Origin of the sequence: Methanospirillum lacunae, assembly GCF_003173355.1 — an archaeon.
In the GTDB taxonomy this organism is placed as follows: domain Archaea; phylum Halobacteriota; class Methanomicrobia; order Methanomicrobiales; family Methanospirillaceae; genus Methanospirillum; species Methanospirillum lacunae.
This window is the reverse complement of record NZ_QGMY01000007.1, coordinates 166,731-190,017: the sequence shown is the minus strand read 5'-3', so window position 1 is coordinate 190,017 and position 23,287 is coordinate 166,731. Positions and strand designations below refer to the sequence as shown.

14 protein-coding genes are annotated in these 23,287 nt (G+C 41.5%); 7 read left to right on the top strand and 7 right to left on the bottom strand.

The genetic code is table 11. The features are described 5' to 3' along the window. Positions 1-125: 125 nt before the first annotated feature. Complete coding sequence (locus DK846_RS08835) at positions 126-2,075, bottom strand: hybrid sensor histidine kinase/response regulator (protein ID WP_109968576.1); 1,950 nt, start codon at positions 2,073-2,075, stop codon at positions 126-128. A gap of 63 nt (positions 2,076-2,138) precedes the next feature. Further along, positions 2,139-3,593, bottom strand: a complete 1,455-nt coding sequence (locus DK846_RS08830; RefSeq protein ID WP_342769656.1) for an MFS transporter — start codon at positions 3,591-3,593, stop codon at positions 2,139-2,141. 126 nt (positions 3,594-3,719) lie between these two features. Between DK846_RS08830 and rd the strand changes: the two genes are divergently transcribed. Beyond that, a complete protein-coding gene (gene rd, locus DK846_RS08825; protein ID WP_109968574.1) occupies positions 3,720-3,881 on the top strand; it encodes a rubredoxin in 162 nt (53 codons plus the stop codon). 124 nt (positions 3,882-4,005) lie between these two features. Here the strand turns inward: rd and DK846_RS08820 are convergent, their stop codons facing one another. After that, positions 4,006-5,169 carry a thioredoxin family protein gene (locus DK846_RS08820; protein WP_146201188.1) on the bottom strand — a complete coding sequence of 388 codons (1,164 nt, stop codon included), beginning with the start codon at positions 5,167-5,169 and terminating at the stop codon, positions 4,006-4,008. A 403-nt stretch (positions 5,170-5,572) separates the two neighbouring features. On the opposite strand from DK846_RS08820, the gene DK846_RS08815 reads away from it, so the two are divergent. After that, the gene (locus DK846_RS08815) at positions 5,573-6,268 is read left to right on the top strand and encodes a hypothetical protein (protein ID WP_109968572.1); all 696 of its coding nucleotides are present in this window, start codon (positions 5,573-5,575) and stop codon (positions 6,266-6,268) included. Between the two features lie 82 nt (positions 6,269-6,350). Here DK846_RS08815 and DK846_RS08810 read toward each other — a convergent pair whose 3' ends face one another. Beyond that, positions 6,351-7,544: a cation:proton antiporter gene (locus tag DK846_RS08810; RefSeq protein ID WP_109968571.1), complete on the bottom strand. Its 1,194-nt coding sequence runs from the start codon at positions 7,542-7,544 to the stop codon at positions 6,351-6,353. 322 nt (positions 7,545-7,866) lie between these two features. On the opposite strand from DK846_RS08810, the gene DK846_RS08805 reads away from it, so the two are divergent. The 4 genes from DK846_RS08805 to DK846_RS08785 all read left to right on the top strand — a co-directional run bounded on the left by DK846_RS08805 (position 7,867) and on the right by DK846_RS08785 (position 15,293). After that, on the top strand, positions 7,867-11,907 hold the full coding sequence (locus tag DK846_RS08805; RefSeq protein ID WP_109968570.1) for a PAS domain S-box protein: 4,041 nt from the start codon (positions 7,867-7,869) through the stop codon (positions 11,905-11,907). Positions 11,908-12,187: 280 nt separating this feature from the next. Continuing rightward, a complete protein-coding gene (locus DK846_RS08800; protein ID WP_181391701.1) occupies positions 12,188-13,249 on the top strand; it encodes an ABC transporter substrate-binding protein in 1,062 nt (353 codons plus the stop codon). A 196-nt stretch (positions 13,250-13,445) separates the two neighbouring features. Continuing rightward, on the top strand, positions 13,446-14,513 hold the full coding sequence (locus DK846_RS08795) for an ABC transporter substrate-binding protein (protein WP_109968568.1): 1,068 nt from the start codon (positions 13,446-13,448) through the stop codon (positions 14,511-14,513). A 597-nt stretch (positions 14,514-15,110) separates the two neighbouring features. Continuing rightward, a complete protein-coding gene (locus DK846_RS08785) occupies positions 15,111-15,293 on the top strand; it encodes a hypothetical protein (protein WP_146201187.1) in 183 nt (60 codons plus the stop codon). 490 nt (positions 15,294-15,783) lie between these two features. Here the strand turns inward: DK846_RS08785 and DK846_RS08775 are convergent, their stop codons facing one another. Continuing rightward, positions 15,784-16,017, bottom strand: coding sequence for a DUF2164 domain-containing protein (locus DK846_RS08775; protein WP_109968564.1), 234 nt, complete (start codon positions 16,015-16,017; stop codon positions 15,784-15,786). A 171-nt stretch (positions 16,018-16,188) separates the two neighbouring features. Here DK846_RS08775 and DK846_RS08770 point away from each other — a divergent pair, with 171 nt between their 5' ends. Next, the gene (locus tag DK846_RS08770; protein ID WP_146201186.1) at positions 16,189-17,694 is read left to right on the top strand and encodes a hypothetical protein; all 1,506 of its coding nucleotides are present in this window, start codon (positions 16,189-16,191) and stop codon (positions 17,692-17,694) included. Positions 17,695-17,900: 206 nt separating this feature from the next. Here the strand turns inward: DK846_RS08770 and DK846_RS08765 are convergent, their stop codons facing one another. Both DK846_RS08765 and DK846_RS08760 read right to left on the bottom strand, forming a co-directional pair. Continuing rightward, positions 17,901-21,293: a PKD domain-containing protein gene (locus DK846_RS08765; RefSeq protein WP_109968562.1), complete on the bottom strand. Its 3,393-nt coding sequence runs from the start codon at positions 21,291-21,293 to the stop codon at positions 17,901-17,903. Beyond that, a complete protein-coding gene (locus tag DK846_RS08760; RefSeq protein WP_181391700.1) occupies positions 21,293-23,287 on the bottom strand; it encodes a type IV pilin N-terminal domain-containing protein in 1,995 nt (664 codons plus the stop codon). The genes DK846_RS08765 and DK846_RS08760 overlap by 1 nt, the downstream gene beginning before the upstream one ends.

Sequence of the window (23,287 nt, the reverse complement as noted above, 5' to 3'; positions counted from 1 at the left end):
ATTTCAGAACAGTGCATGAGCACCAGGCTTCTGAAAATATATCCAGCAAATGGGGTGGATTATTATTTAATTGTTGGGAATGAATTGGTAAACTTATCTTTCTTCTGAAAGAGGCCATCAGAATATTAAGGGTTCTGGTATTTCGATGGAGGAACCAGGATCTCAAACCTCGCTCCTACACCTACAATTCCTGTCTCTCTGATTGAAAGGTTTGTAACGTTTAATATCTCCCTGATGAGGAAAAGGCCAAGTCCGGTTCCATTCCCTACATTCCGATCAAAGATTTTCTCTTTCTCCTCCGGAGGAATTCCCACTCCATCATCCTCAACATAGAGTATAATTCCATCATTGTTGAGTTCATATCCTGTTTTGAGAGTTGTTATCTTCCTGCCGTACTTCACTGCGTTATCAAAGAGATTGTAGAGGACTTTCTCAAACAGGGGATCTGCTAGAATTCTAATTTGTCCAAAGTCATTTTTAATCTTGATATTGCCAAGCTCGATCATGTCAACGATCCTGGTCACCACCTCTCCCGGCGCAATCCATCTGGCAGTGTTGATCCCAAGGTTCTGGTAGTAACTTGTGAATGTTACCAAATCGGAAATGTTTGAAGCCATTTGCTCTATCTTCATGATCATCTCCTTGTTCTGTGCCGGATCTTCTCCCTCCTCTATGAGGGAACAATAAAGGCGAAGTGCTGTGATCTTGTTCAGGATATCATGTCGAGTAATCGATGAGAGTAAGTTGAGTTTCCGGTTTCCACGCTCTAATGCGTCTTGTTGTGCTGTACGTTCTGATGTATCCCGGATTATCGATACAATCCCAGTTATTTTTCCGGTCTTGTCATGTAAAGGAGCTGAATGGACCTCTGCAGGAAATGAAGTTCCATCAATGCGAAGTAACCAGTATATGGCTGGAGGTGTCTGTTCTCCCCTCAAATGTCTGGATATGGAATCAAACGCCTGATATCTGTAATCCGGAGATATCCAGGCCAGTATTTCTGTGCCGTTGACTTCTGTATCCGGTGGAAGTGAAAACATAGTTTGTGATTTTGGTGAACTGAAAATGATATTTCCGGTAATATCGGTGATTATAATGACGTCTGGTGATGCTTCTATGAATGACTGGTAGAGTTCTTTTGGAGGAATGATCTCTTTTTCTCTGCCTTGAACAGGTTCGTTTAAAATTACTGAAATATTACCCGGGGATGTTCTGAATGCAAAGAGATCAAGTGCTTTTGCATCTGGTTTATCAGAAAACCTGACTGGATTATCTGAATGCCATGACTGTCCAAACTGATTAACTTCTTGCAGTCTTTCTGTAATATCTGTAGAAACCAGAACCGGGAATACTTCAGTCACAGGTCTTCCACGGAGTCCTTCTGCCTTTATTCCCGTCATTCTCTGAGCTGCCTGGTTTGCAGATTCAAAGATGAATACTTCGTTTTCAAGGCGGTAACAATGGATTCCCCATGGTGCGTGAGCGATAATACTGGTACACCGGAGTTCACGCTGTTCAGTCTTATTTTTCTTATTTACGTGTTCAATTCCTGTGTTGATTTCATCAGTTTGGTGAATTCCGTGAATCCTGGCAGTTTCTCTGGCAGGATCACCTGAACCACCGGATAATGAGGTATTTGAATGTACATTCTCATCATCCTGGTAATACATGATTCTATTATTTCTACGTTTTATGGCAGTTTTCACTGTCTCTGCCAATTCAAGGAATCTGATTCCTGTCTCGCCGCCTTTCTGAAGATAGAAGTCAGCACCGTTATTGATGGCTTTGATGACAACCTCTTCGCGACCCCGTGCTGTAAAGAGGATAAATGGGATTTCACTTATGAGGGGATCTGAACGAACGGCGATGAGCAGTTCGACTCCATCCATCCCTGGCATCTGATAGTCTGCGATGATGGCATCAAACCGCTCCTCTTTCAGCAAGCGTAGTGCTTCAGACCCGGAACGGGTGGTTTTTACAACAAGTTCACCAGAGCGTTCAAGAAATGTTTTACAGAGATCAAGAAATCCGGGCTCATCATCGACATATAATATTCTGGAAATAGATTGTATCATCTGATAAAGTAAAAAAAGGGCCTGTTTAGATATATATGTGTCTGCGATTATGGAATTTTGAGGTTAAACATTCTCCCTCATGTGGCCTCTGATGAGTGAGAAGAATATGCCCGCTCCACAGAGGATTGTGAAAAAAGTAAATCCGGTTTGAAGGCAGGATATAAAAGCCGGATAATACTCCTGAGTGATCTCGACCGGACCTATATAGATGGCAAAGAGCATAGTTGTAAAACCCATTGAGAGCATCTGTCCAAGAAGTCTCATGGTGGATGTGGTTCCAGAAGCGACTCCGTAATCGTGTTTTTGCACTGAACTCATTATTGCATTTGTGTTTGGTGATGTAAAGAAGCCAAAGCCGGTTCCAAGGATCAACAAACTCATGATGATGTACCAGAGCGGTGTCGATTCAGTGAGAAAGACGAGCAGGAAAAGCCCGAGTGTTGTGATAGCCATTCCTGCTGATGCAACTTTCCCTGGCTCTATCTGATCTGAAAGTCTTCCCGAAAGGGTTGATACAAGTGCCATCACTGCTGGCTGTGCAATAAGAATCAGTCCGGCATGTTCAGGTGAGAACCCCTTGGTATACTGAAGATCAAGACTGAGCAGGAATGTCACAGCAAAGGTCGCACTATAGTTGATCAATGCTGCAACATTCGAGAACAGAAATACCCGGTTCCCGGAGAATAACCGGGCGTTGAGGACTGGATATGACGCCCTGCTTTCATACCATGCAAAGATAGTAACAAGAATTAATCCGGCAATGACCAGTGTCATGGCTCCTTCGTGCGGAAGTGTGGAGAATCCATACATCACTGCAACAAGCGAAAGGCTGTATAATACTGATCCAATTATATCAAATGGTTCTCCTTTGCTTTCTGTCCATTCGCCTTTCAGTTTTAACCGGATAAGGATGACAGCCAGAAGGCCTATTGGAACATTAACAAGAAAGATGCTCCTCCAACCAAGATACGAAGTAAGAATGCCACCAAGAAACGGCCCCAGTGAGAGGCCAAAGTAAACAAACGAGACATAGAGACCGATTGCACGCCCACGTTCTCCCGGAGGAAAGACTCCGGTCAGGATCGCCATACTTGTTCCATAGATCATGGCACCACCAAGTCCCTGAAGAACCCGGATAGCAATTAATGACCCTGTAGTTGGGACCAGGGTCATTAATAAAGAGGAAATGGCAAATATGGCAATTCCACTTTCAAATATCTTCTTTCTTCCATATATATCGGCAAGTCTTCCGAATGGTACGAGGAAGAGGGCTGAAGCCAGAAGATATGCAGTAGCTATCCACGAGAGCGAGATGGCATCCATGCTGAATTCTGCTCCGATGGTTGGCAGAGCGATATTCACTGCTGAACCATCAAAGGGAGTTAAAAATCCTGCAAGGATTGCGATGAAGAGAACGATCCGTTTTAGTGTTTTATCAGGACCACAATTGGTTACAGGTGAAGAACTATCCATATTGTGCTCTTTTCCTGGCCCTTTTTGTGAAATATAGTGTTGCATGCTTTATGAGAGATATGCTGCTATTGGCTTTTAGGGTATGCGGAAAAACTGCTACGAGCAAGCCCTATCTTTATCTCTCTTGCAGGTTGAGATCTGCATATTCCGGTTTTTTCTGGGGAGGGTCCAATGGAGAAGTTCGAGTGCATTCCGTGTGGTTATGTGTATGATCCTGAACTTGGTGATGAGGGTGCCGATATTCCTGCTGGCACTGCGTTTGAAGACCTGCCAGGTGACTGGGTCTGCCCGGTTTGCGGAGTTGGCAAGGATCAGTTCGAGCCAACATCATAGCGTTCTTCAATCCTCTTTTTTGCGTAAATGATAACATTATCCTGAATCGTGATTCAGGTGGATATTAACCGAAAACGATGAGATGATGTTTGTATGCTTAAGGAAACGGAATCTGGAAAAAAAGTTAAAGCATTGGGATAAGAATAACGATTCCCATGATGATCATCACGATACCGATCATCAGCCTGAGCATGCTCTTCTGGTCATCACGCCATGCACTGACTTTTTCTGGTGGAATTCCAAAGAATACCAGAAGCAGGATGGCAAGTAATGGGATTACTACAAGGATGTTGTAGAGCACCAGGTAGACAAGTCCGATAGCAGGCTCTTTGTACAGCATACCAAGGATGCTGATGTAAATTCCTGCAGTGCAGGCCATTCCGTACACACCTACGAGAGCTCCGACAACAAGGCCAGCAGGGACGCTTGCCTTCTTCATGTATGATGAGATGAGACTCTTTTTGGAATCAGGAATTGAGAGAAGCGGATGTTGTTTCTTAGAGAGACCATCTTTGACCTGTATGATACCGGCTATGATTGCCACTGCTGCTGCTATCAGGGTGAAGGTCTGTGAGAGTCCGGGGAGCTGTATAACAGAGAATATTGCAAACCCGGAGAGGAGCCTGACTGCAAAGAAGGCGACGATATATGCAAGTCCAATGGCCAGAACAGTTCTTCGTGACTGCGAAGCCATGAGTGACACGAGGAGAAGGGCGAGAACGAGCAATCCGCATGGATTAAGTCCTTCACCGATTCCTGCTACGATGAGAAACCCGGGATTAATGGAAGACGCTGATACATTACCGTTGCCAGAAGAGAGATTTGAGAGAAGGCCTGCCTTGTTACTCCCTTTTTTTACCTCTGCAACGGTTGTATCAAGTTTTTCAGTGATCTCTTCTTCTCCCATCAGGTTTGTGTTTCCAAGGAAGAGGATTGGAACATGGGCATGGGAGATATTATAGGCCTTCTGGTAGGTATTGAAGAGATCAATATTGGTCTGGTTTCCTGCAAGACTGTAGAATTCAACTTTTACATCTGAATGGTTAGCTGCGTAGGCCTCCATCACAGGGTGGATCTTCTCACAAGCCCCGCAACCGGGGTTGAAAAAGAAGTGTATAATCACCGGATCAGATAAGGAACCAAACCCTCCGATAAAGGGTATTGATCCGAGAGGATTTGATGATGCATCCTTTCCCTCCGCTGCAGCTGCAGGAGAGCAGATGATCGCTATACTCAAAAGTATCAGGAACAGTGCTGCTATATAGCGGGGCATATAGTGGGGATTCATACGTATCAACTGTATCAAGATCCTTTGTTGTGGTACTGTTTTAAGCGTTCCCCGATGATCAGCTACATATTGCATCTTTCGGGTCGTTTCAGAAGCTGCATTTATGAGGTTGTCATATGAGGGTGGATTAATTCTGATGATAATCTTGGTTTGCCTGGGAGGTACAAGATGAATCAGTATTAATCATGAAAGCCTGAACATTCTGTATCTGAATTTTACGTTACGTTTGTACTTCGTAATTGCTGTTTTCAGTAAGGTATCAGGTCTGATCCTGATAGATTCCAGGAATTTGATACACTCGTGTAAGAAGAAGTCTGTTAAAGAATTAAAAAAATATCATACCGCTTCGTTTGTAAGTCTTTAAAATCACCCATCTCGGGTGGGAAATGAGGCGAATTGATTAATGGATAATTCATTACATTCAATTTTATGTGATATAGCACAACAGAACCATCAAGCAGCAGTTCGATTTTGTATTGCCGCTCTCGGGTTGATATTCATCACCGTAATCTGTGTAACGTCCTCTTTGGCAGATGCCAATCAAACCATTACTGTAAACCCGATTGGGGAGCACACCAGCGGAGAGAAGATCAATATCACGGGAACAACTTCAATTGACAGCTGCAAACAGATTGGTGTAGAAATTATCCCTAAAAAGTATTGGGATGAAATAGGAGCATATGCAAAAGGGGATAGTACTGGAAAGGTAGTTTTTAATCCTGTTGCAATAACGTCAGAAAATATCCATCCTACTGGTATCAATCTTGTACGATTCAATGCAGACAGGACTCAATCACAACAGAATATGGACATCCCGAAAGATCATGTACTTGCAACCGGAGCCGTCGTGAAGAATGGACAGAAGGACAAGACCTGGAGTGTGATGATTGATAAGACTGATGATAAAAAACCACTCAGTCCTGGAACCTATCACGTAAATATCTGGGATGCAACAAACCAGAAAAAGAATGATGATAATTTAATGCCCAATGGATGGGATATCGTTCATCAGAAGATATACCCAAGCACCGGGAGAATTAACCTTTGGGATGCAGCAAACCAGAGAGATATGCAATATGCTGAGTTAATTATCAAGTGATCTTTCAAGTGCTTAAAAAAACCTAATTTTTAAAATTTGTTCGCTGGTATTTCTTAACACCTCTAAAAATAGGGGCCTGATATCAGGGCGAACTAGACGCAATTTCTTTGCATTCTCTAAAGAAACAATTCCGATATATTAGCGGGGTCATGATGGTTGTAATCAGACTCATGATAATGATTGTAACGTAAATGCCCTGATCTATTACTCCCTCCTGAAGCCCTATTAATGCAACAATCATTGCAACTTCTCCCCGTGGAGCCATCCCAAATCCGACAATAAGGGATTCTTTCCAACCCATTCCACTCAGGTAAGCCGGTATCCCACAACCGATTAGTTTGGTTAATACTGCAATCACGGTTAATGCCACAAGGAATACAATGATCTCAGGGGTCACTGCTTTGAGATCAACCATAACTCCGAGTGATACGAAGAATATTGATGCAAATATTATCTGCAGATACCCAGCTCCTTCCTTTAAATCATGGCCCTGTTTCAGTTTAATCTCGTTGAATGAAACACCAGCGATAAATGCACCCACAATGGCTGATAATCCCACCATTTCTGCGAGAATTCCATACATATATGCCATCATCATCGCGAAAATGAAGGTGAACTCGGGGTATTTTCCTGCAAACGCTGTTTCATCTACATATTCAATAAACCGGGAGATGACCAGAACACCTGCTGCCGCTCCGATGATGACGAATGCTATTGCTTTGACTGTCATCAAACCAATCGAAAAAGCAGATACGGTCCCGGTTGCAGCTTCATTGCAGATGGCAAGGGCAAGCAGACTTAAGATGTCGTCTATTACAGCAGCCCCGATGATGGCTTTTGCTGCATCAGTCTGAAGCTGGTCTAATTCCTGAAGAACATTGGCCGTAATTGCAATACTTGTTGCAGTAAGTGCGGTTCCAATAAAGATCGCACTTGAACTTGAGTACCCAAAGAGTAATGATATTCCATATCCTCCAATCCAGGGTATTATCACGCCTATAAGAGCTATTATCCCGTTTTTTATCTTCATAATCTCATGAAGTTTAAATTCAAGTCCAATTACAAAGAGCAGAATGACTGCACCCAGATGAGCGAGACTACTTACGAAATCAGTGTACTGAATCCATCCTAATACACTTGGGCCAACTACTATTCCAATAAAGATGAGACCAATCACTGCTGACTGATTAATTTGCGAGGCTATTACGTATCCCGCAAGGGCGACAAACAAAAGCAGACTCATCTGAAATTCAGGTGAAATAAATAATTCTTCCATAATGTCTCCAAAATAAAACCAATTATATTGAGGTAAATATTGTAGTTCTTGTACCTTGGTTTTCAGAGGGAAAAATAAATTCGATATTAATCCTATCTGCAATACTTGTTGGATAAGTATTTGCTACAAGACATTTTTATTGTATTGCCTAAATGTTTGAGAATGTCTAGTTTATTAAGACTCATATATGATAGAATAATTACTTCAATCCCTTAATTTGCTGATATTTTTCGCCAAAATTTTTAATTAGGATGGTTAATGGAATAAATACGTACAAAACAATTAAATATAATAATCCTGGCACATCTTTGAAGGAAAGAATATGGCAAGGCTCCTCTATGTTGATGATGAAGAAAGTCTATTGGATATTGGAAAACTCTTTCTTGAGAAAGGAGGCGAATACTCTGTTGAAACCTCACCGTCAGCACAGGAAGCCCTTGAATTAATACGTACATTAAGTTTTGATGCAATTATTTCAGATTACCAGATGCCTGGTATGGATGGAATTGCTTTTTTGCAGATTATCCGGGAACAATATGGCAATATCCCGTTTATTCTCTTTACCGGACGTGGCAGGGAGGAAGTTGTTATTGAAGCAATTAATCATGGGGCTGATTTTTACCTTCAGAAAGGTGGAGACCCCAAATTTCAATTTGCTGAACTCTCGCATAAGATCAAGCATGCAATAGAACGAAGAAAGGCACTTGAAGCAGTCAGGACAAACGAAGAGAAATACCGCGAACTTGTTGAAAATGCCACGACAATCATTTTGAAAAGTGACAAAGACGGAAAAATTACTTTTTTCAACGAGTATGCACAGCAATTTTTTGGATATGCAAGTGATGAGATCCTCGGTAGGTACATGGTTGGAACAATTGTTCCTGAAGAAGAGGCTGATTCCGGGCGATATTTGGTGCAGTTGATAGATAATATCGTGCATAATCCTGAAAAATATACACACAACCAGAATGAAAATATCACGAAAAGTGGCAAGAGAGTATGGATCAACTGGTGGAATAAGCCTTTGTTTGACGCTGACGGAACGATCACCGGTATGATCAGTATTGGGACTGATATCACTGAAGAACGGAAGATAACATCAGCACTTCGGGAGAGTGAAGAAAAATTCCGGATGCTTGTTGAGCAATCCTTTGATGGAATCCTTATTTTAGATATCACCGGTATTATTCTCTTTATCAACAATGCTGCACATCATATCATTGGTGCTGATACAATTGATGATATTATAGGAACAAAGAATTTTTTTGAGATCATTATTCCCTCTTCAAGGGCAGATTTTCTTGAACATTCTATTCAGGCTGGAGATGAGATCGAAAGAGATGTTTCCCGGTACCAGATACATAACCTCGATTTTGAAGAAAAGTGGATTGATTGCATAAGTAAACAGATTACTTTTCTCGACCAGCCAGCCATACTGGTTTCAGTAAGGGATGTCACTCTTCAGCACCATGCTGAAATATCTCTCCGGGAATCAAATAAAAAATTCTCAACAGTTTTTCATAAGAATCCGGTAGCACTTGCATTAATATCAGCGCAAACCGGGATTTTTGTTGATATTAATTCTGCGTTAGTAAAATATTCTGGGTATCCAAGAGAGGATATACTAGGCAAGACTGCTGATGAGTTATGTCTGTTTCTAAATCTTGATGATTTTATAAATTACATATCAAATGTTCATGAAGATGATTTTTTTGAAGAATTAGTCGTACATTGCAGAAGAAAAAACGGGGAGACTGCTACCTGCAGGCTTCATTCAAATCTTCTGAATATGAATGGAAAGCCATTCATTTTAGTCAGTTTTCAAGATATCACAGAACAAGAGGAGATAGATGCTACACATCAGATGCTTGTAAGGAGCATGGTGGGGACAACCGGTTTTAATGCTCTCAAAATTGTTTCTGAGACGATAATCTCGTGGATACATACAGATTGTGTGATAATCGGGGAGATTGGTGCAGATAAGGAAACTATTCAGATTGTTTACATGCTTCAAGATAACAGGGAGATATCCGGGGTTACCTACTCGTTGAAAGGCAAACCATGTAAACGTGTAATTGAAAAAGGGTTTTATGTCATCCATGATAATGCGGCAAAAAAATTCCCTGAAAGCAAAAAATTACAAGATCTCAATATCAGGGGATATGTGGGAATAGCGCTAAAAAATTCAAAAGGAGAAACAATCGGGATTCTTTGCATCCTTTCCCGCACTCCACTGCTACCACTGCCTGCTCTCCATGAAACCCTTGACATTATTGCAGTAAAAGTATCATCTGAAATTGAACGAATTCAGATGGAACGCACTCTCCTGGAAAACCATCGAAAACTTGACAATGCCCTTGACCTTGCCCATATGGCAACATGGGACTATACTGTGTCATCAAAGATGTTCACCTTCGATGACAGGTTCTATTCTCTGTACGGAACAACTGTAGAACAGGAAGGGGGATATAACATTTCTTTTGAAGAATACCTCCGGATGTTTGTTCATCCTTCTGATGTTCATCGGGTTCTGGAAGAAATTCCAAAAGCACTCGCAGCGAAAGAACCGGATTTTTGTACAGAACTGGAACATCGAATCATTAGGCGTGATGGGGAAATCAGATATGTCATTGTCCGATACTCGACGAAACTAGATTCGAATGGAAATGTGTACCGGATTCAGGGTGCGAATCAGGATATTACTGATCGAAAGCGGGCAGAGGAAGCGCTGGAAAAGAGAATTGTAGCTTTAACCCAGCCCATGACGTCGGAGTCTGGTATCAGTTTTCAAAGCCTCTTCAACCTCGCAGATATTCAACGTCTTCAGGATGAGTTTGTCGCAGCTACCGGGGTTGCATCTATTATTACTCATATCGATGGAACTCCAATAACCCATGCGAGTGGATTCTGCAGGTTATGCCATGATATTATTCAGAAAACAAAAATTGGATTTGAAAACTGTATTCGCTCAGATTCAGCAATATGTCAGGTTCTCTCAAATGGTCCTGTTATCAAGACATGCTCAAGTTGTGGGTTATGGGATGCAGGTGCCGTCATATCGGTTGGTGGAAAACCTATCGCCTGTTGGCTGGCTGGTCAGATTCGTGATGAGACACAGACCGAAGAACAAATGCGTACATATGCTCGTGAAATCGGAGCAGATGAACAGGTAATGGTAGAAGCATTTCGCGAGGTTCCGGTGATGTCTCGTGAAAGGTTTTGTAAAATTGCAGAATTCCTCTATACTTTGGCTACTCAGTTATCATCAATTGCATATCAGAATGTTCAGCAGGCACGGTTTATTACGCAGAGAAAAGATATCGAGAAAGCTCTTTGTGATAGTGAGAGTCAGTACCGCAACGTGGTCGAAGATCAAACCGAATTAATATGCCGTTTTTCTCCTGATGGGCGACTTACTTTTGTGAATGGTGCTTATTGCAGGTACTTCGGGCTTGATAGTGTGACTTGTATTGGGAAGCCTCATTCGGTATTAATCCCTCCTGAAGATTTAGTTCTTATGAAGGAGGCCTTTTCCAGGATCACTCCGGCACGTCCGATTGCAACTATTGATAACAGGGTGATAATGCCTGATGGGAGTATGCGGTGGCAACACTGGAGTGATCGTGCAATTTTCAACAATTCCGGGAATGTAATTGAGTATCAGTCTGTAGGTATGGATATCACAGATCGAAAACAGATGGAGGAAACGTTCCAGGAAGCGAATAAAAAACTCAACCTTCTGACAAATATTACTCATCACGATATTAAGAATCAGATGACTGCACTTTATGGGTATCTGGAGATATTGAAGACTGAGGTGGCATTGCCTGATGAGGCTCAGATGTACCTTGAAAAAACTTCAGATATTGTTGATACCATTCGCCATCAGATTGAGTTCACAAATATTTATCAGGATTTGAAAAAGCAACAACCAAGATGGCAGAATCTTGGAGAATCGATTCAAAATGCTATCCTTGATCTTGATATATCCCATGTTCAGGTATCTGTTTCAGTGTCTGATGTGATCATGGTATATGCAGATCCAATGTTTTCAAAGGTTTTTTTCAATTTAATTGATAATGCCCTGCATTATGGAGGTCCTGCCATGACCCGAATAGTAATATCTACCAAGGTCATGGGAGATTTCCTGGTGATTGCCTGTGGAGATAATGGTATTGGCATTGCCAATTCAGAAAAAGATAAAATTTTTGAGCGTGGGTACGGTAAGAATAGTGGTCTTGGTCTTTTTTTGATTAGGGAAATATTAGGCATTACCAGGATGACCATACAAGAGAGAGGCGTCCCGGGCAAAGGGTCCTGCTTTGAGATCAATGTGCCAAAAGGTTCCTGGAAAAGTCTGTAGTCATATGATATCCATGGTAGTATGGGATCTGTATCTTCCCCTGTCTACCAAAATAAATTAACTTCTCTGCCTATTTAAGTAAATATATAAATTCTATACGTCTATATGTACCTGCAGGTAGTGATGCATGGATTTTCATTACAATACAAGAATCTACGATTTCTTTGTTATTGAATAAAAAAAGTGACTACCCGTATATCCTTGCAGATTTTCATTTTAGAAGTATCCTTTGGATATTTGAAAAAACTGGATGTTTAGTAAAATTCATGATGGTGACCGTATGAAAATTGGAATTGATGAAAAAATATTGCGATATATAACTATATTTGCCGTTATTGCTCTTGCTGTTATTACAACGATTGGGTGTACTTCAGCAGCTTCGACATCGTCTGATACCAGAACAATAACTGATATGGCAGGTACTACCTCGACTATTCCGGTTGATGTAAACCGGATTGGTGTCAGTTATCCTGCGATGAACCAGGTTATCTTCATGCTCGGCGGGGCTGACAAGATTGTTGCAACGTCTTCAACCGTTGATACCCTGCCCTGGCTGATAAAATTGTATCCCCAGATCAAGAGTATTCCCCAGTCACTCAATACTGAAGTGAACATGGAGGAACTTGTTAAAGATAATCCAGATGTCGTCATTATGGCATTAAGTGCCAATACAACAACTTCCAAAAAAATCCGTGATCTTGGAATGCCGGTTGTAGAACTCAATGTCTCCACTCCTGAGCAATTAAAACAGGCAGTGTCAATTGTTGGTGACATTTTAGGCCCGGATGCTAAATTGAAGGCCAAAGAGTTTAGTGATTACTATGATTCTAATATTAAACTCGTATCTTCCAAGACTGCAGATCTTCCAAAAGATCAAAAGCCAAAGGTGCTATACACGGCAAACAATCCTCTCAATACAGAAGGAATTGGTTCAATTGTGACAAACTGGATTGAGCTGGGTGGTGGAGTGAATGTGGCAGCTGAAAATGGAATCTCTGGAACGTTTAAAGATATCTCTATGGAAGATGTCGTGAAATGGAATCCTGACATCATTGTTGTCCGGGATGCTGCACAAAAACCCAAGATCATGGAAGATCCTCAGTGGAAAGAGATCAATGCTGTGAAAAATGGCAAGGTCTATGTGAGTCCAAAAGATGTCTATGCCTGGTGTGTGAGAAGTGCTTGTGCATCTCTGATGCCAGTCTGGTCAGCGAAAACCTTCCATCCAGAGTTATTCGCTGATGTTGACATGAATCAGGTTGTCCGGGATTACTGCAAGAAGTTCTATGGGTATGATCCGAGTGATTCGGAAATAAATGATATATTAAATCCAACGGTGTGATTGTTTTTTACATCTTATTCCAGGATCTATTGGATGGATCCAAACTCTCTTTTTTTCGCTTAATTAAAAATATAATCGATATCCCGAATATTTAGGGAGGTCTAATAGATAGAATTAAACTATATGTAAATAAACCGCATGAGATCTAAACTAATATTTGTTTACAATTGATTATTGTATACATTAAGTGATTGTGATGGAAGTAAAGAGAATTGTAATTGGCATCTTTTTGATGACCATCCTGATATTTTCTCAGACATGTCCGGTAATGTGTGACACGAGTGACACTCATACGATAACAGACATGGCAGGAAGAGAAGTCGTTGTTCCTACATCTGTTAATTCAGTACTTGGTACTAATCAGGCTGCAACAACGATGATTTATGTCATTTCACCTGACAAACTAATTGGGCTCAGCTCTGACTATAGTAAATCAAAATATATTCCTGATAAATACAAAAATCTCCCAAATGTCGGAGGGACCCAAGGAAAAACGAAATTAAATGCTGAAAGTTTTCAGTCTATGCATCCCGACGTCATGTTTATGCCATACACCAAGGGATCTGAAGCAGATGTGGTTGATACTCAAAGACAATTGAACCCGATTCCTGTCTTGGCTCTCGGTTCAACTACTGACATCACAAATTTTGCTGAACCAGTCCGGTTTATGGGTAAGGTTTTAGGGGATTCTGATAAAGCAGAGGAGTTCATCTCATTTTATCAGAATATCTACAAAAAAGTAAATCAGACATCGGCATCCATTCCTGAATCTGAAAAGAAACGTGTATATTATGCTGAAGGTCCAGAAGGCCTGCTAACAGATCCACAAGGGGTTGGACATACACAGCCACTTGAGGTAAGTAATAGTATAAATGTGGCTAATGTTCAATTCAATGGTGGCATTGGAAGAACACCTGTTTCAATGGAACAGATCCTAAAGTGGAATCCAGATGTTATTATTGCCTTTGAAAAGAGTTTTTACGATAAAATATACTCGGATCCAAGTTGGTCACAGGTCAAGGCTGTACAGGATAAGCAGGTATATCTGGTTCCAAGTGATCCCTTTAACTGGTATGATAGGTCTCCAGGGATCAATATTATCATGGGTATTCCATGGACTGCAAAGGTATTATACCCAGATAAATTTAAAGACCTCGATTTAAAGGCAGTAACAAAAGAATTCTACTCTAAATTCTACCATTATGATTTATCAGACAATGATGTCGATGATATTCTTAAAGGCTCAGGATTGACTACCTATTAAACGGTAGAACTCTTTTTACCTAACTTTTTTAGCAAGAAATAGTTCCCCGGTTTCGGGCAGTGATAGGTATCCAGCAAACAATGACACTGCTTTCTGAGGAATGAGGTTTGTGATAATGAAGATTGCATTCGTCATGTCCGGAAAAAATCGAGGTGTATGTTATTTGTATAGCAACTACTCTTCGATCCTTGGGTATTTTTATGTCCTCAGGTCGTTTCCTGATGATGAGAGAAGATATAGATTCGATGGACTGAAGGGGATTTGATATGCCTACTGACCAGAACCAGTCTCAGAGGATATGTCTGATTTGAGTTCTGAAGCGAGTCTCATGATAGGTCTATAATGAATGTCCGAATATGTCCAAATACTTTGAATCATGATTCTGGCAAAATATTAGTAAAAAAAATAATGCGAAAATTGAAGATATTCTGAACTGGTTTGCATTCATTGAGACATCGATAATGTCCAGATTAAGCCCTGGAGGGGTGACATACGCCTCATCTCTTACCACATTGCCTATGGGAAATAGCATCGCGATAAGATCATCCGATTGGTGCCCTCCAACTCCTTGGTCTTTCAGCACTCATGTACCAATCCGTGAACCATCCACGCACCGATTCGGTTCTCTCCACATTCCAACAAGTCTCATCCGGATACTCACCTGAACAAGTCCAGGATCTTATCGAGCAGACTATAGAGAAGTTCAAGAACGAAGGTGCCGCAGCGGTAGTGGATTCAATCTTTGATGATCCTCAAGCCACCGGATCAAAAATAGAATGATACTTCAGCCTCAATTTCCCCCAAAAAAACCCTGCTGATATCATCATCCGATTGAGAAGCAAGAGATGACCTTCCTTATTCGATAGCAAAAGATCAGCCCCTCCCGGCACCCCATCTAACCGGATTCTCAATACCCCAACCAAACCCCTGGGAAAATCACAACTTAAACCGGAGGTATCTGTTTTCAGGTCTGTTCGCATCAGACCTGAGATATCCTGCTCAAACTCCCATTCCGGATATCTCAACTCTCCGATCACCCTTCGTTCGGGAGGTCGGGACTCCTACACTCACATACACCCCCTCACCCGGATCTCGCAAAACCTCCCGCACCTATTTCCCCGACCTATGATGAACAAATCCAATTTATTGTACTTATAATTACTATTTCTTTGAGATACGCCATATTTCATAGGTCGGGAGATCCAGACCTGATGGAAATCCTGTGCCCGTTTTCCCGCACTACCGACCGAAAAAAAGGACCGGGAAAAGATTACTTCAGGATAGAGAGAAGGTCTTCAGCAGCTTCTGCGATATATTTGTGAGAATCGTATACCCCCTGGTTGTAAATTTCAGGGGCAAGCCGGTCCATAAAAAAATCAAGAAGCATACCAGCAGCAAGCTCCCCGATGACTTCGTCCCGTTCATTGGAATAATAATTTTTAATCTCTGATATCATGGTGTTCCGTCTCTCTTTCGAGAGGGGTATGGGCTGTTCATGCTTCATCAGATTCCTCAAAATAGTGTTGTTCCCCTCACTATATCCAATGGTATCACAGATCGGGAACCGGGATGATCAGTTCACAAAGGTCAGTCATGACCTGCTACCAATAACCGGATAAACTGATCCTCAGATATGTTTATCTTCTATTACTGTAATTCTCGGGATGTGGTGATCATGGGTCTGCACAGGAATAATCCGGGTATCATGATTTCTGTAGTCATTATCGCTTTTATCAGTCTGATATCTGTTATTGGATTTTGGGCTGAGGCAACCTGTGCAGAACCTGAGATATGCCGTGCCCTTCCCGGAACTGGTGATCTCTATACCGGACTGATATGGAAAGAAGAATCACGAGGTTGTGATATCGACTCAAAACAGGGTTCCTCCTGTGTTTATTATCACGGGTATTCAGCAAAAGATCCAGATGACCGGGTAGCAGTTGTATCAGTCTGTCTTGACTGGAATAACGAGGAGATCGCATCACTCTATGACTTTATGTCATCTCCTGATGCCTATCGCCAGAGCCAGGAGAAAATCTGGTCAGAACACGGCCCGGTAGAACCGATACCAGATCTTCCGGGCGGGCTGTTCTGGACCTCTGATGAGAAAAACGGCTTTTTTGTACACAGCCAGGCCTTTCTGTGGAAAAGGCCCGGAGTATACGGCAATGTTGACGTTAACGCAGAGTATAAACTCGATACCTATACTGGAATCAGCCTGGAGAAATTTTCACGGGATGAGGCAATTCGTCTGGCTAAACTGACCTGGAACCGTCTGGATGAGGGCACACCCGGGCCGGATGCGATGAAGCCTACTCCGACCAGTACCCCGGTGGTAACCCGTGATTATGGTGAACTGATCTGGACCCTGCGATATTATCTTCCAAGTCAGTTTGGAAAATATCCTGATGAAGTCCTGTATAAAGCTCTGGTTATCAACGAATCTGGTGTACTTGGCAGGGATCAGGGGATCACCTACGCTCTCAAGGATAACATGATGCGGGATATCACGTCGTTCAGGGATAGTTTTTCAAAAGAGATTCCGGGGTGGCAGGGAAGGCTGGTTGATGAAGCCGGTGAAAATGTCATTGGAAAGGAGATTGAGGACACGATGGGAGTGATGGATATTGCTGAATCATACATCACTGCAGTGGATGCAGGTCTTGGGTATGAATCCGTGATTGCACTCCCAGAATTCGGTCCTATCTACGGTCTGCTTGGCTTGTACCGGGAGCTTGAGAAGAAGATGCGGTTCTACCGGGACAATATTGTCATCCCGGACATTGCCGACGAGATCTATCACACGTATAAATCCAAGCGTGCTGCACAACAAAGTCCGAAAGAAGCATTTGACGATGCAATCTATGGGAGTAACGCCTACTATCAGCTCAGGTCATACCCCGTCTTTGCGCAATGGAAGCCTGAAGATCTTGATCTTGTTCTAGCCGAACGGTTTGAACAGCGGTATCACGCCGAAGAACTCCTGGATCTTCGTACCTATATGCTTGAACATGGGGATCTGTTTATCAGAGGGATAATCTGGCAGTACCGTGATAAACTGGATCGACTGGAACGTACGTGTCAGGCCATAACTGATGGGAGAATACAGGCAGATATTCCATATGAAGCCTATAAAATAGAGAAGTGGTGGTATCTTCCAAAAGAACTCAGAGGAGGGTAAGATATTGTACTTCAAGTGACAGACTGCTCCTGAATATACTATCTAGAGAATCAGTCTCTGCCTGAAGATGCCAATGGTTCATCATGGTTCTTCTTATTCTTCAATGAAGTTAACACAGGTCATATCATTGTTTTCTGAGTCCCTTTTTAGGTAAATATAGACAAATTTTCCAAAAATATAATTGTCTCAATTTAATTCTGTGGATGTTATGGTGATGAATATTTCGATCCATGTCCTTGAACATATAAACTATTTAAGTTTACATTAAGCACTCCGTTCGTATTTGGTGATAAATTAAAAATTGTCAATCCGTTTTGATCTACCCCATTGATAATAGAGGTTCCTCCCCATGTGAAGGAAGTCCAAATGTTTTGATTTTCCGGCATCACTAGGGTGAGAGAGGAATAAAAGTTTGTTAAATTGGGAATATTTACTGGACCACTTGGTCCTTCTGCAATTAATGCATTATTAAGATACAGTTCAACCATGTCAAAATTACATGTAGTTAATTGCTGATTATTGCCAGACTTGGACATGTATAAATTATATCCCGAACTCTGTTTAGACTTGGAAACTATCCGGATTGAATCTCCTGCATTAAAATCAAATCGAACACCTGCCACTGTAATATAACAATTTGAATTAATTGGATTTTGAACTGTGAATGAGAGTTCTCCTCCACTTGGGATATACGCCGTTTTTTGGGCAGCGTTGAGTATGAAATCAGCTGGGGTAATGGTTTTTAATATACCCTCAAACCAGAATGTTGGTCCACATTTTGCCCCCTTATTGATCACAAAATCATTAACAACCCAGGGTCTATCCCTAGGTCCCATATCTGTACATATATTATTCTTATAACAGTACCTCCAGTAAACAGAGGTCCATACCGGAGAATTGTAACAATAGATATTCATATGCTTACCCGAATTTATGGTAACTGGAAATATGAAATATCCATCATTTCTAGTGTATCGATATCGTGGATTGGTTCCGTCACTGTTGGTCAGCGTAATTCTAATGTTTGGTACCGGAGAACCAGTTGTCTGGTTGATAACATACCCATCTACCTTCTCACATTCTGTTGTATAAATTGCTGATATGGAATGATTAGATGTAACTGATGTAAAGTATGGATTCGATGGGTTTATCTGGCCAACTGATGTCCCGTCAATAATTACATCAGTAAGTATATATCCGGGATAACTCATGGAAAAGTATTGATTATTACCGCAATTTACTGGAATTAGACCTAATGGGCTTATCCCCTGGTTGAGTGGCTCATAAATATCAATTATATCGTCGTTGGTATACGCTCTGAATGCAGTTCCATTGATATAATATGGTCCATTCATCGAAAAATTAGCCTGAATATTCTGGTCGTATCTAATGTCTGATAACGTCAAGTAATAGGGATTCGTACACTGTGATCCTGAACATTTTACAGTCCCGTTTACCTTTACTTCTGTAATATTGTAGCAACCTACGGGTTCTATTGTAAATGTCTTGGAGCTTCCGCATGCCATTGTGAGAGGGCCTGCAGGAGTAATACTCCCGGTACCACTTGGGTATACCACCGTATTGATATTGGATGTTTTTCCGGTAAACTCAGCTCTAATTGTGTGATTTTTATCAATAGAGTCAAAGGTTGTGGTATTTGTACCTGTTGTGATATTGAATGTGGTATTATCGATAGTGATGGATTGGATTCTGTAACAGGAATTTGCTGCTATTGTGAATGTTTTACTTGTTCCACATGTTACCGGTATAACAGTTCCTAAAGGTGAAATAGTGCCGTTATCTCCTGCAGTTGCATTTATGTAATAGGTTATTGGAGTGAACTGAGCGTTTATACTCTGATCTGAAAGAACTTTGGTGAAATTGTAGATATATGGGCTTTTTACCTGGCCTAGATGTAATGTATTATTGATTATTATATCACTGATGTTATTACAGGCACTGGAGGCTATTGTAAATGTCTGATTCGCGCCGCAAATAACGGATGTTGGTGATGATGGAGATATTGAGCCCCCGGTTCCAGCGGTTGGTGTGATGGTGTGATAACAATTGTATGCAAGTGTTTTTGTTTCCGTATCTTTAGATTCGCACTCGTTTGTTACTGTGAGAGAGACTGTATACCCTTTTACATCAGAGTAAATGTGTGTTGGATCTTTTTCTGTAGAGGTAGTTCCATCACCAAAATCCCAGAGGTAATTTGTAATTTTGATGTCTTTTGCTGTCGTTGAATTGTCTATAAATGTAATGTTAAGGGGATTATAAGAATTGACTGTGTATAAGAAGTCAGTAATTACCTCTTCACAGGGTGGATGAACTGTAACAGTTGTGCTGGCTGTTCCAGTTGCTCCACAGGTGTTTCCGACCTTTAAAACGATTGTATATGTCTTATCTCCCGGACCCGGGTTTGTATACGTTCTAGTATATGGGCCTTGACCAGAACTGGTAGAACCATCTTCAAATGTCCATACCCAACTATTGATCCATCCTCTTGTTGTAGTTGAATTGTCGTAGAACGTAACCTGAAGGGGGGTTCTCCCTGATGATGGTTCAGGACTGATAGCCGCTGATACCGTACAGTCACTCTCTGAAGTAACTGTGACCTGTTTTGAGTCTGTGCCAATGTTTCCACATTCATCAGTTACAACAAGCCGGACGTAATAGATTCCATAAGAATATGTCCTCGTATGTGGTCCTGGTCCTGTGGCTGTCGTTCCATCTCCAAAGTCCCATTCATAATTTGATATTGTAGAACCAGAAGAAATGGAACTATTATCCCAGAAAGTAACCGCCAAGGGTGTTCCGGTGAGTGATTCGGGGGGGTTTGGATCAGTTTTAATGGATGCAGTCACACTTGACAAACAGGTTCCAACCTGAATCAAATGTGAAAATTCATCATTACCACAGGCATTATGTACTCGTAGTCGCACGGTATAATTTCCAGATTTGGAGTATGTATGGGTTGGGTTGGGAGTATTACCTACAGACCCATCCCCAAAATTCCACTCCCATGCAGTTATCGGGTATGATGGATCGTCATATTTGGATTTATCAATAAATGATATTTTTAATGAATCAGGTGAATCCGGGATATATGAGTAATCTGCAAATGCTCTGGCAAGACACCCTGGTCCTGGTGAAAATGGAGTTCCATTACAGTTACCAGTTTGTGTCCACTGAATGAGGTTTTCTCCACCTCCAACAGGTTTGGCAATGATCTGAACATATTTTATAGATGGATCCATTGTTGGATGCATCTCGGTTGATACATTCCTCACCTGACCTACTGTCCATAGATCGCCCGACCAGGGCATCAGTTTGATAGTTTTAATGATCTGTTTGTTTAAATCAAGAAGATTAATATAGAAATCCGCATCAGATTCTTTTGGGTTGAGTGAGTCTCCTCCTGTGTGGTATAAGTAAATCGTTCCACCTTTGATACAGGCCTCAAAGTTCATATGTGGGATTTTTGTAGGCACAATGTCTCTGGTAACCATAACTCCCACGATCCCCATGGATGCAGTAACGATACTAATAAGCAAAATCGCTGCAATGATATCTGAAATCGCCTTATCCGTCATCATCAACTCTTGATCGTGAATAATCCATTACTCACTGCAGTTGCTGAATTTCCAGCAAAATCGTATGCAGTACCCCGTATTGTACACGTTGTTGAGGGAGTGTTTGGGACGTACCAATAGAAATACCCAATATTATTCAGAGTTTCGGCATAAGTGATTTGAGTGTAAGAACCCCCTGAATTTGTAGAGTACTCTAGTTTAACATGATCAACGTTTACGTTATCTGATGCAATCCATACAATCTGTTGTGGGTTGCTGCTTGGATTTTGCTGCCAGATTTCTCCTCCCCTTGGTGTTGTGATAGAGATTGTAGGTGCCGTGGTGTCTTTAATCTGGAAATAATTATCACTTTTATCAGTACCAGTGAGCCCATTAGAACCAAATGCCTTGACAATTATTCTTACCTTTTGTGATGGTACTGCAGGGACAGTCCATGAGAATGTCCCTGTATTAGATATCCCTGATGCTATTGCTGTTGTAACTGGACTGTCTGATATAGAGTACAACAGATTTACTGAAGAAATCCCTGATCCAGATGTAGCATTCCATTTGATCTGTTGAGTAGATCCGATAGACCATATCTCTCCACCATTTGGTGATTCAACAACAACAGTCGGGGCTACCTGTTGTATAGTAAATACTCCACTGAGTCCCGATATAGTTGATCCGTCACTCATATGGGCTGTAACAGAAACCTGATATCTAGTCCCGGGAGTGTCTGGAGTTGTCCAGTCATATGAACCAACTCCGGAAAGGCCGGTTTGGATAGGGATCCAGGAAGATCCGTCTGTGTATTTTAGGTCAATGGAGATAACATTAAATGAGGATGTGATACTCCAGGTAATTGGATATTTTCCTGCTCCATTGAGTGCGGCACCAGATACTGGTGATGTCACTGTAATGGTTCCTGATGACGAGGAGGTGGAGATCTGAAAAACCCCGTCACTGATGTCTGAACTACAATCTCCGGCAAAATTGCATGCGGTTACATTTATTTTTCCCAAATCTGTTTTCGAGCCGGTGGGAATAATCCAAGAATATGAGCTTGATCCCGGGGATGAAGAGATTGTTGACCACGTAGATCCCCCATCCTTTGAAAAAGATAGAGATGTCTGACTAATGCCAGTAAGACTTGATGAACTCCAGACTATTGAATGCGTACTCTTTTCAGTCCATGATTCTCCACCATTTGGAGATTGAAGCATAACAACAGGTACATCCTGTATAGAAAAAGGATTACTGGTGCCGGTTCCAACATTCCCGTTCATGTCACGAACGGTGATGACAAGAGAATAACCTGAACCTGATACTGTTGGTACTGTAAAGGAGAGTGAGTCATATGTGGATGATGAGACAACTGTATTCACACCAGGCCCTGTTAATCTGACTTCTGCACCATAAACCGGAATTTGATTTGTTACTGTCCACGATACTGTTGCTGTTGAGCCTGCCTTGAGTGGTGTTGTTGGTGAAATGGTTATCGATGATATGACCGGTGGTTCGGTATATGTTGACCAATTTGATGGAATTCCATTGATGGACTCTGAAATATTAACTTTGGTGAATTTTAATGTCTGGAACAATACCTGACTGGATGCATTCGATCCATGGGGCTGGTAATATATGGTGAGACTATGGATTGGCGACTTTTTAGGCTTAAATGCTAGTGTATCTCCCGGTTTAAAAATTTCTCCCTGAATACAGAATGCTCGTTTATTTTTGGTAAAATATGAGTCGCAGGTTGAATCGACTCCGTCTATAAATACCTCGATCTCATCATCAGAAAGTGCATCGCCTCCATTATGAACAATTTTTACAGTATGATAGCCGGTGGATGTATTTGTTTCATCAATTGGGATAAGATCGGTTGATGGAATGGTATCGGTATGAATTTGGCCTAGTATCATCGTCATAATGATGGTTAAACCGGCTATTACCATCACCAATAGTAATAATCCACCTATCACCTCAGATACTGCACCTTCTCTCTTTTTCAT

Excerpts from the sequence above, each read along its gene's own strand:
- DK846_RS08805 (WP_109968570.1), top strand. The coding sequence starts at position 7,867 with ATGGCAAGGCTCCTCTATGTTGATGATGAAGAAAGTCTATTGGATATT.
- DK846_RS08835 (WP_109968576.1), bottom strand. The coding sequence starts at position 2,075 with ATGATACAATCTATTTCCAGAATATTATATGTCGATGATGAGCCCGGA.
- DK846_RS08830 (WP_342769656.1), bottom strand. The coding sequence starts at position 3,593 with ATGCAACACTATATTTCACAAAAAGGGCCAGGAAAAGAGCACAATATG.
- DK846_RS08770 (WP_146201186.1), top strand. The coding sequence starts at position 16,189 with ATGGGTCTGCACAGGAATAATCCGGGTATCATGATTTCTGTAGTCATT.
- DK846_RS08800 (WP_181391701.1), top strand. The coding sequence starts at position 12,188 with ATGAAAATTGGAATTGATGAAAAAATATTGCGATATATAACTATATTT.
- DK846_RS08795 (WP_109968568.1), top strand. The coding sequence starts at position 13,446 with ATGGAAGTAAAGAGAATTGTAATTGGCATCTTTTTGATGACCATCCTG.
- DK846_RS08820 (WP_146201188.1), bottom strand. The coding sequence starts at position 5,169 with ATGAATCCCCACTATATGCCCCGCTATATAGCAGCACTGTTCCTGATA.
- DK846_RS08810 (WP_109968571.1), bottom strand. The coding sequence starts at position 7,544 with ATGGAAGAATTATTTATTTCACCTGAATTTCAGATGAGTCTGCTTTTG.
- DK846_RS08815 (WP_109968572.1), top strand. The coding sequence starts at position 5,573 with ATGGATAATTCATTACATTCAATTTTATGTGATATAGCACAACAGAAC.
- DK846_RS08760 (WP_181391700.1), bottom strand. The coding sequence starts at position 23,287 with ATGAAAAAGAGAGAAGGTGCAGTATCTGAGGTGATAGGTGGATTATTA.
- DK846_RS08775 (WP_109968564.1), bottom strand. The coding sequence starts at position 16,017 with ATGAAGCATGAACAGCCCATACCCCTCTCGAAAGAGAGACGGAACACC.
- rd (WP_109968574.1), top strand. The coding sequence starts at position 3,720 with ATGGAGAAGTTCGAGTGCATTCCGTGTGGTTATGTGTATGATCCTGAA.
- DK846_RS08765 (WP_109968562.1), bottom strand. The coding sequence starts at position 21,293 with ATGATGACGGATAAGGCGATTTCAGATATCATTGCAGCGATTTTGCTT.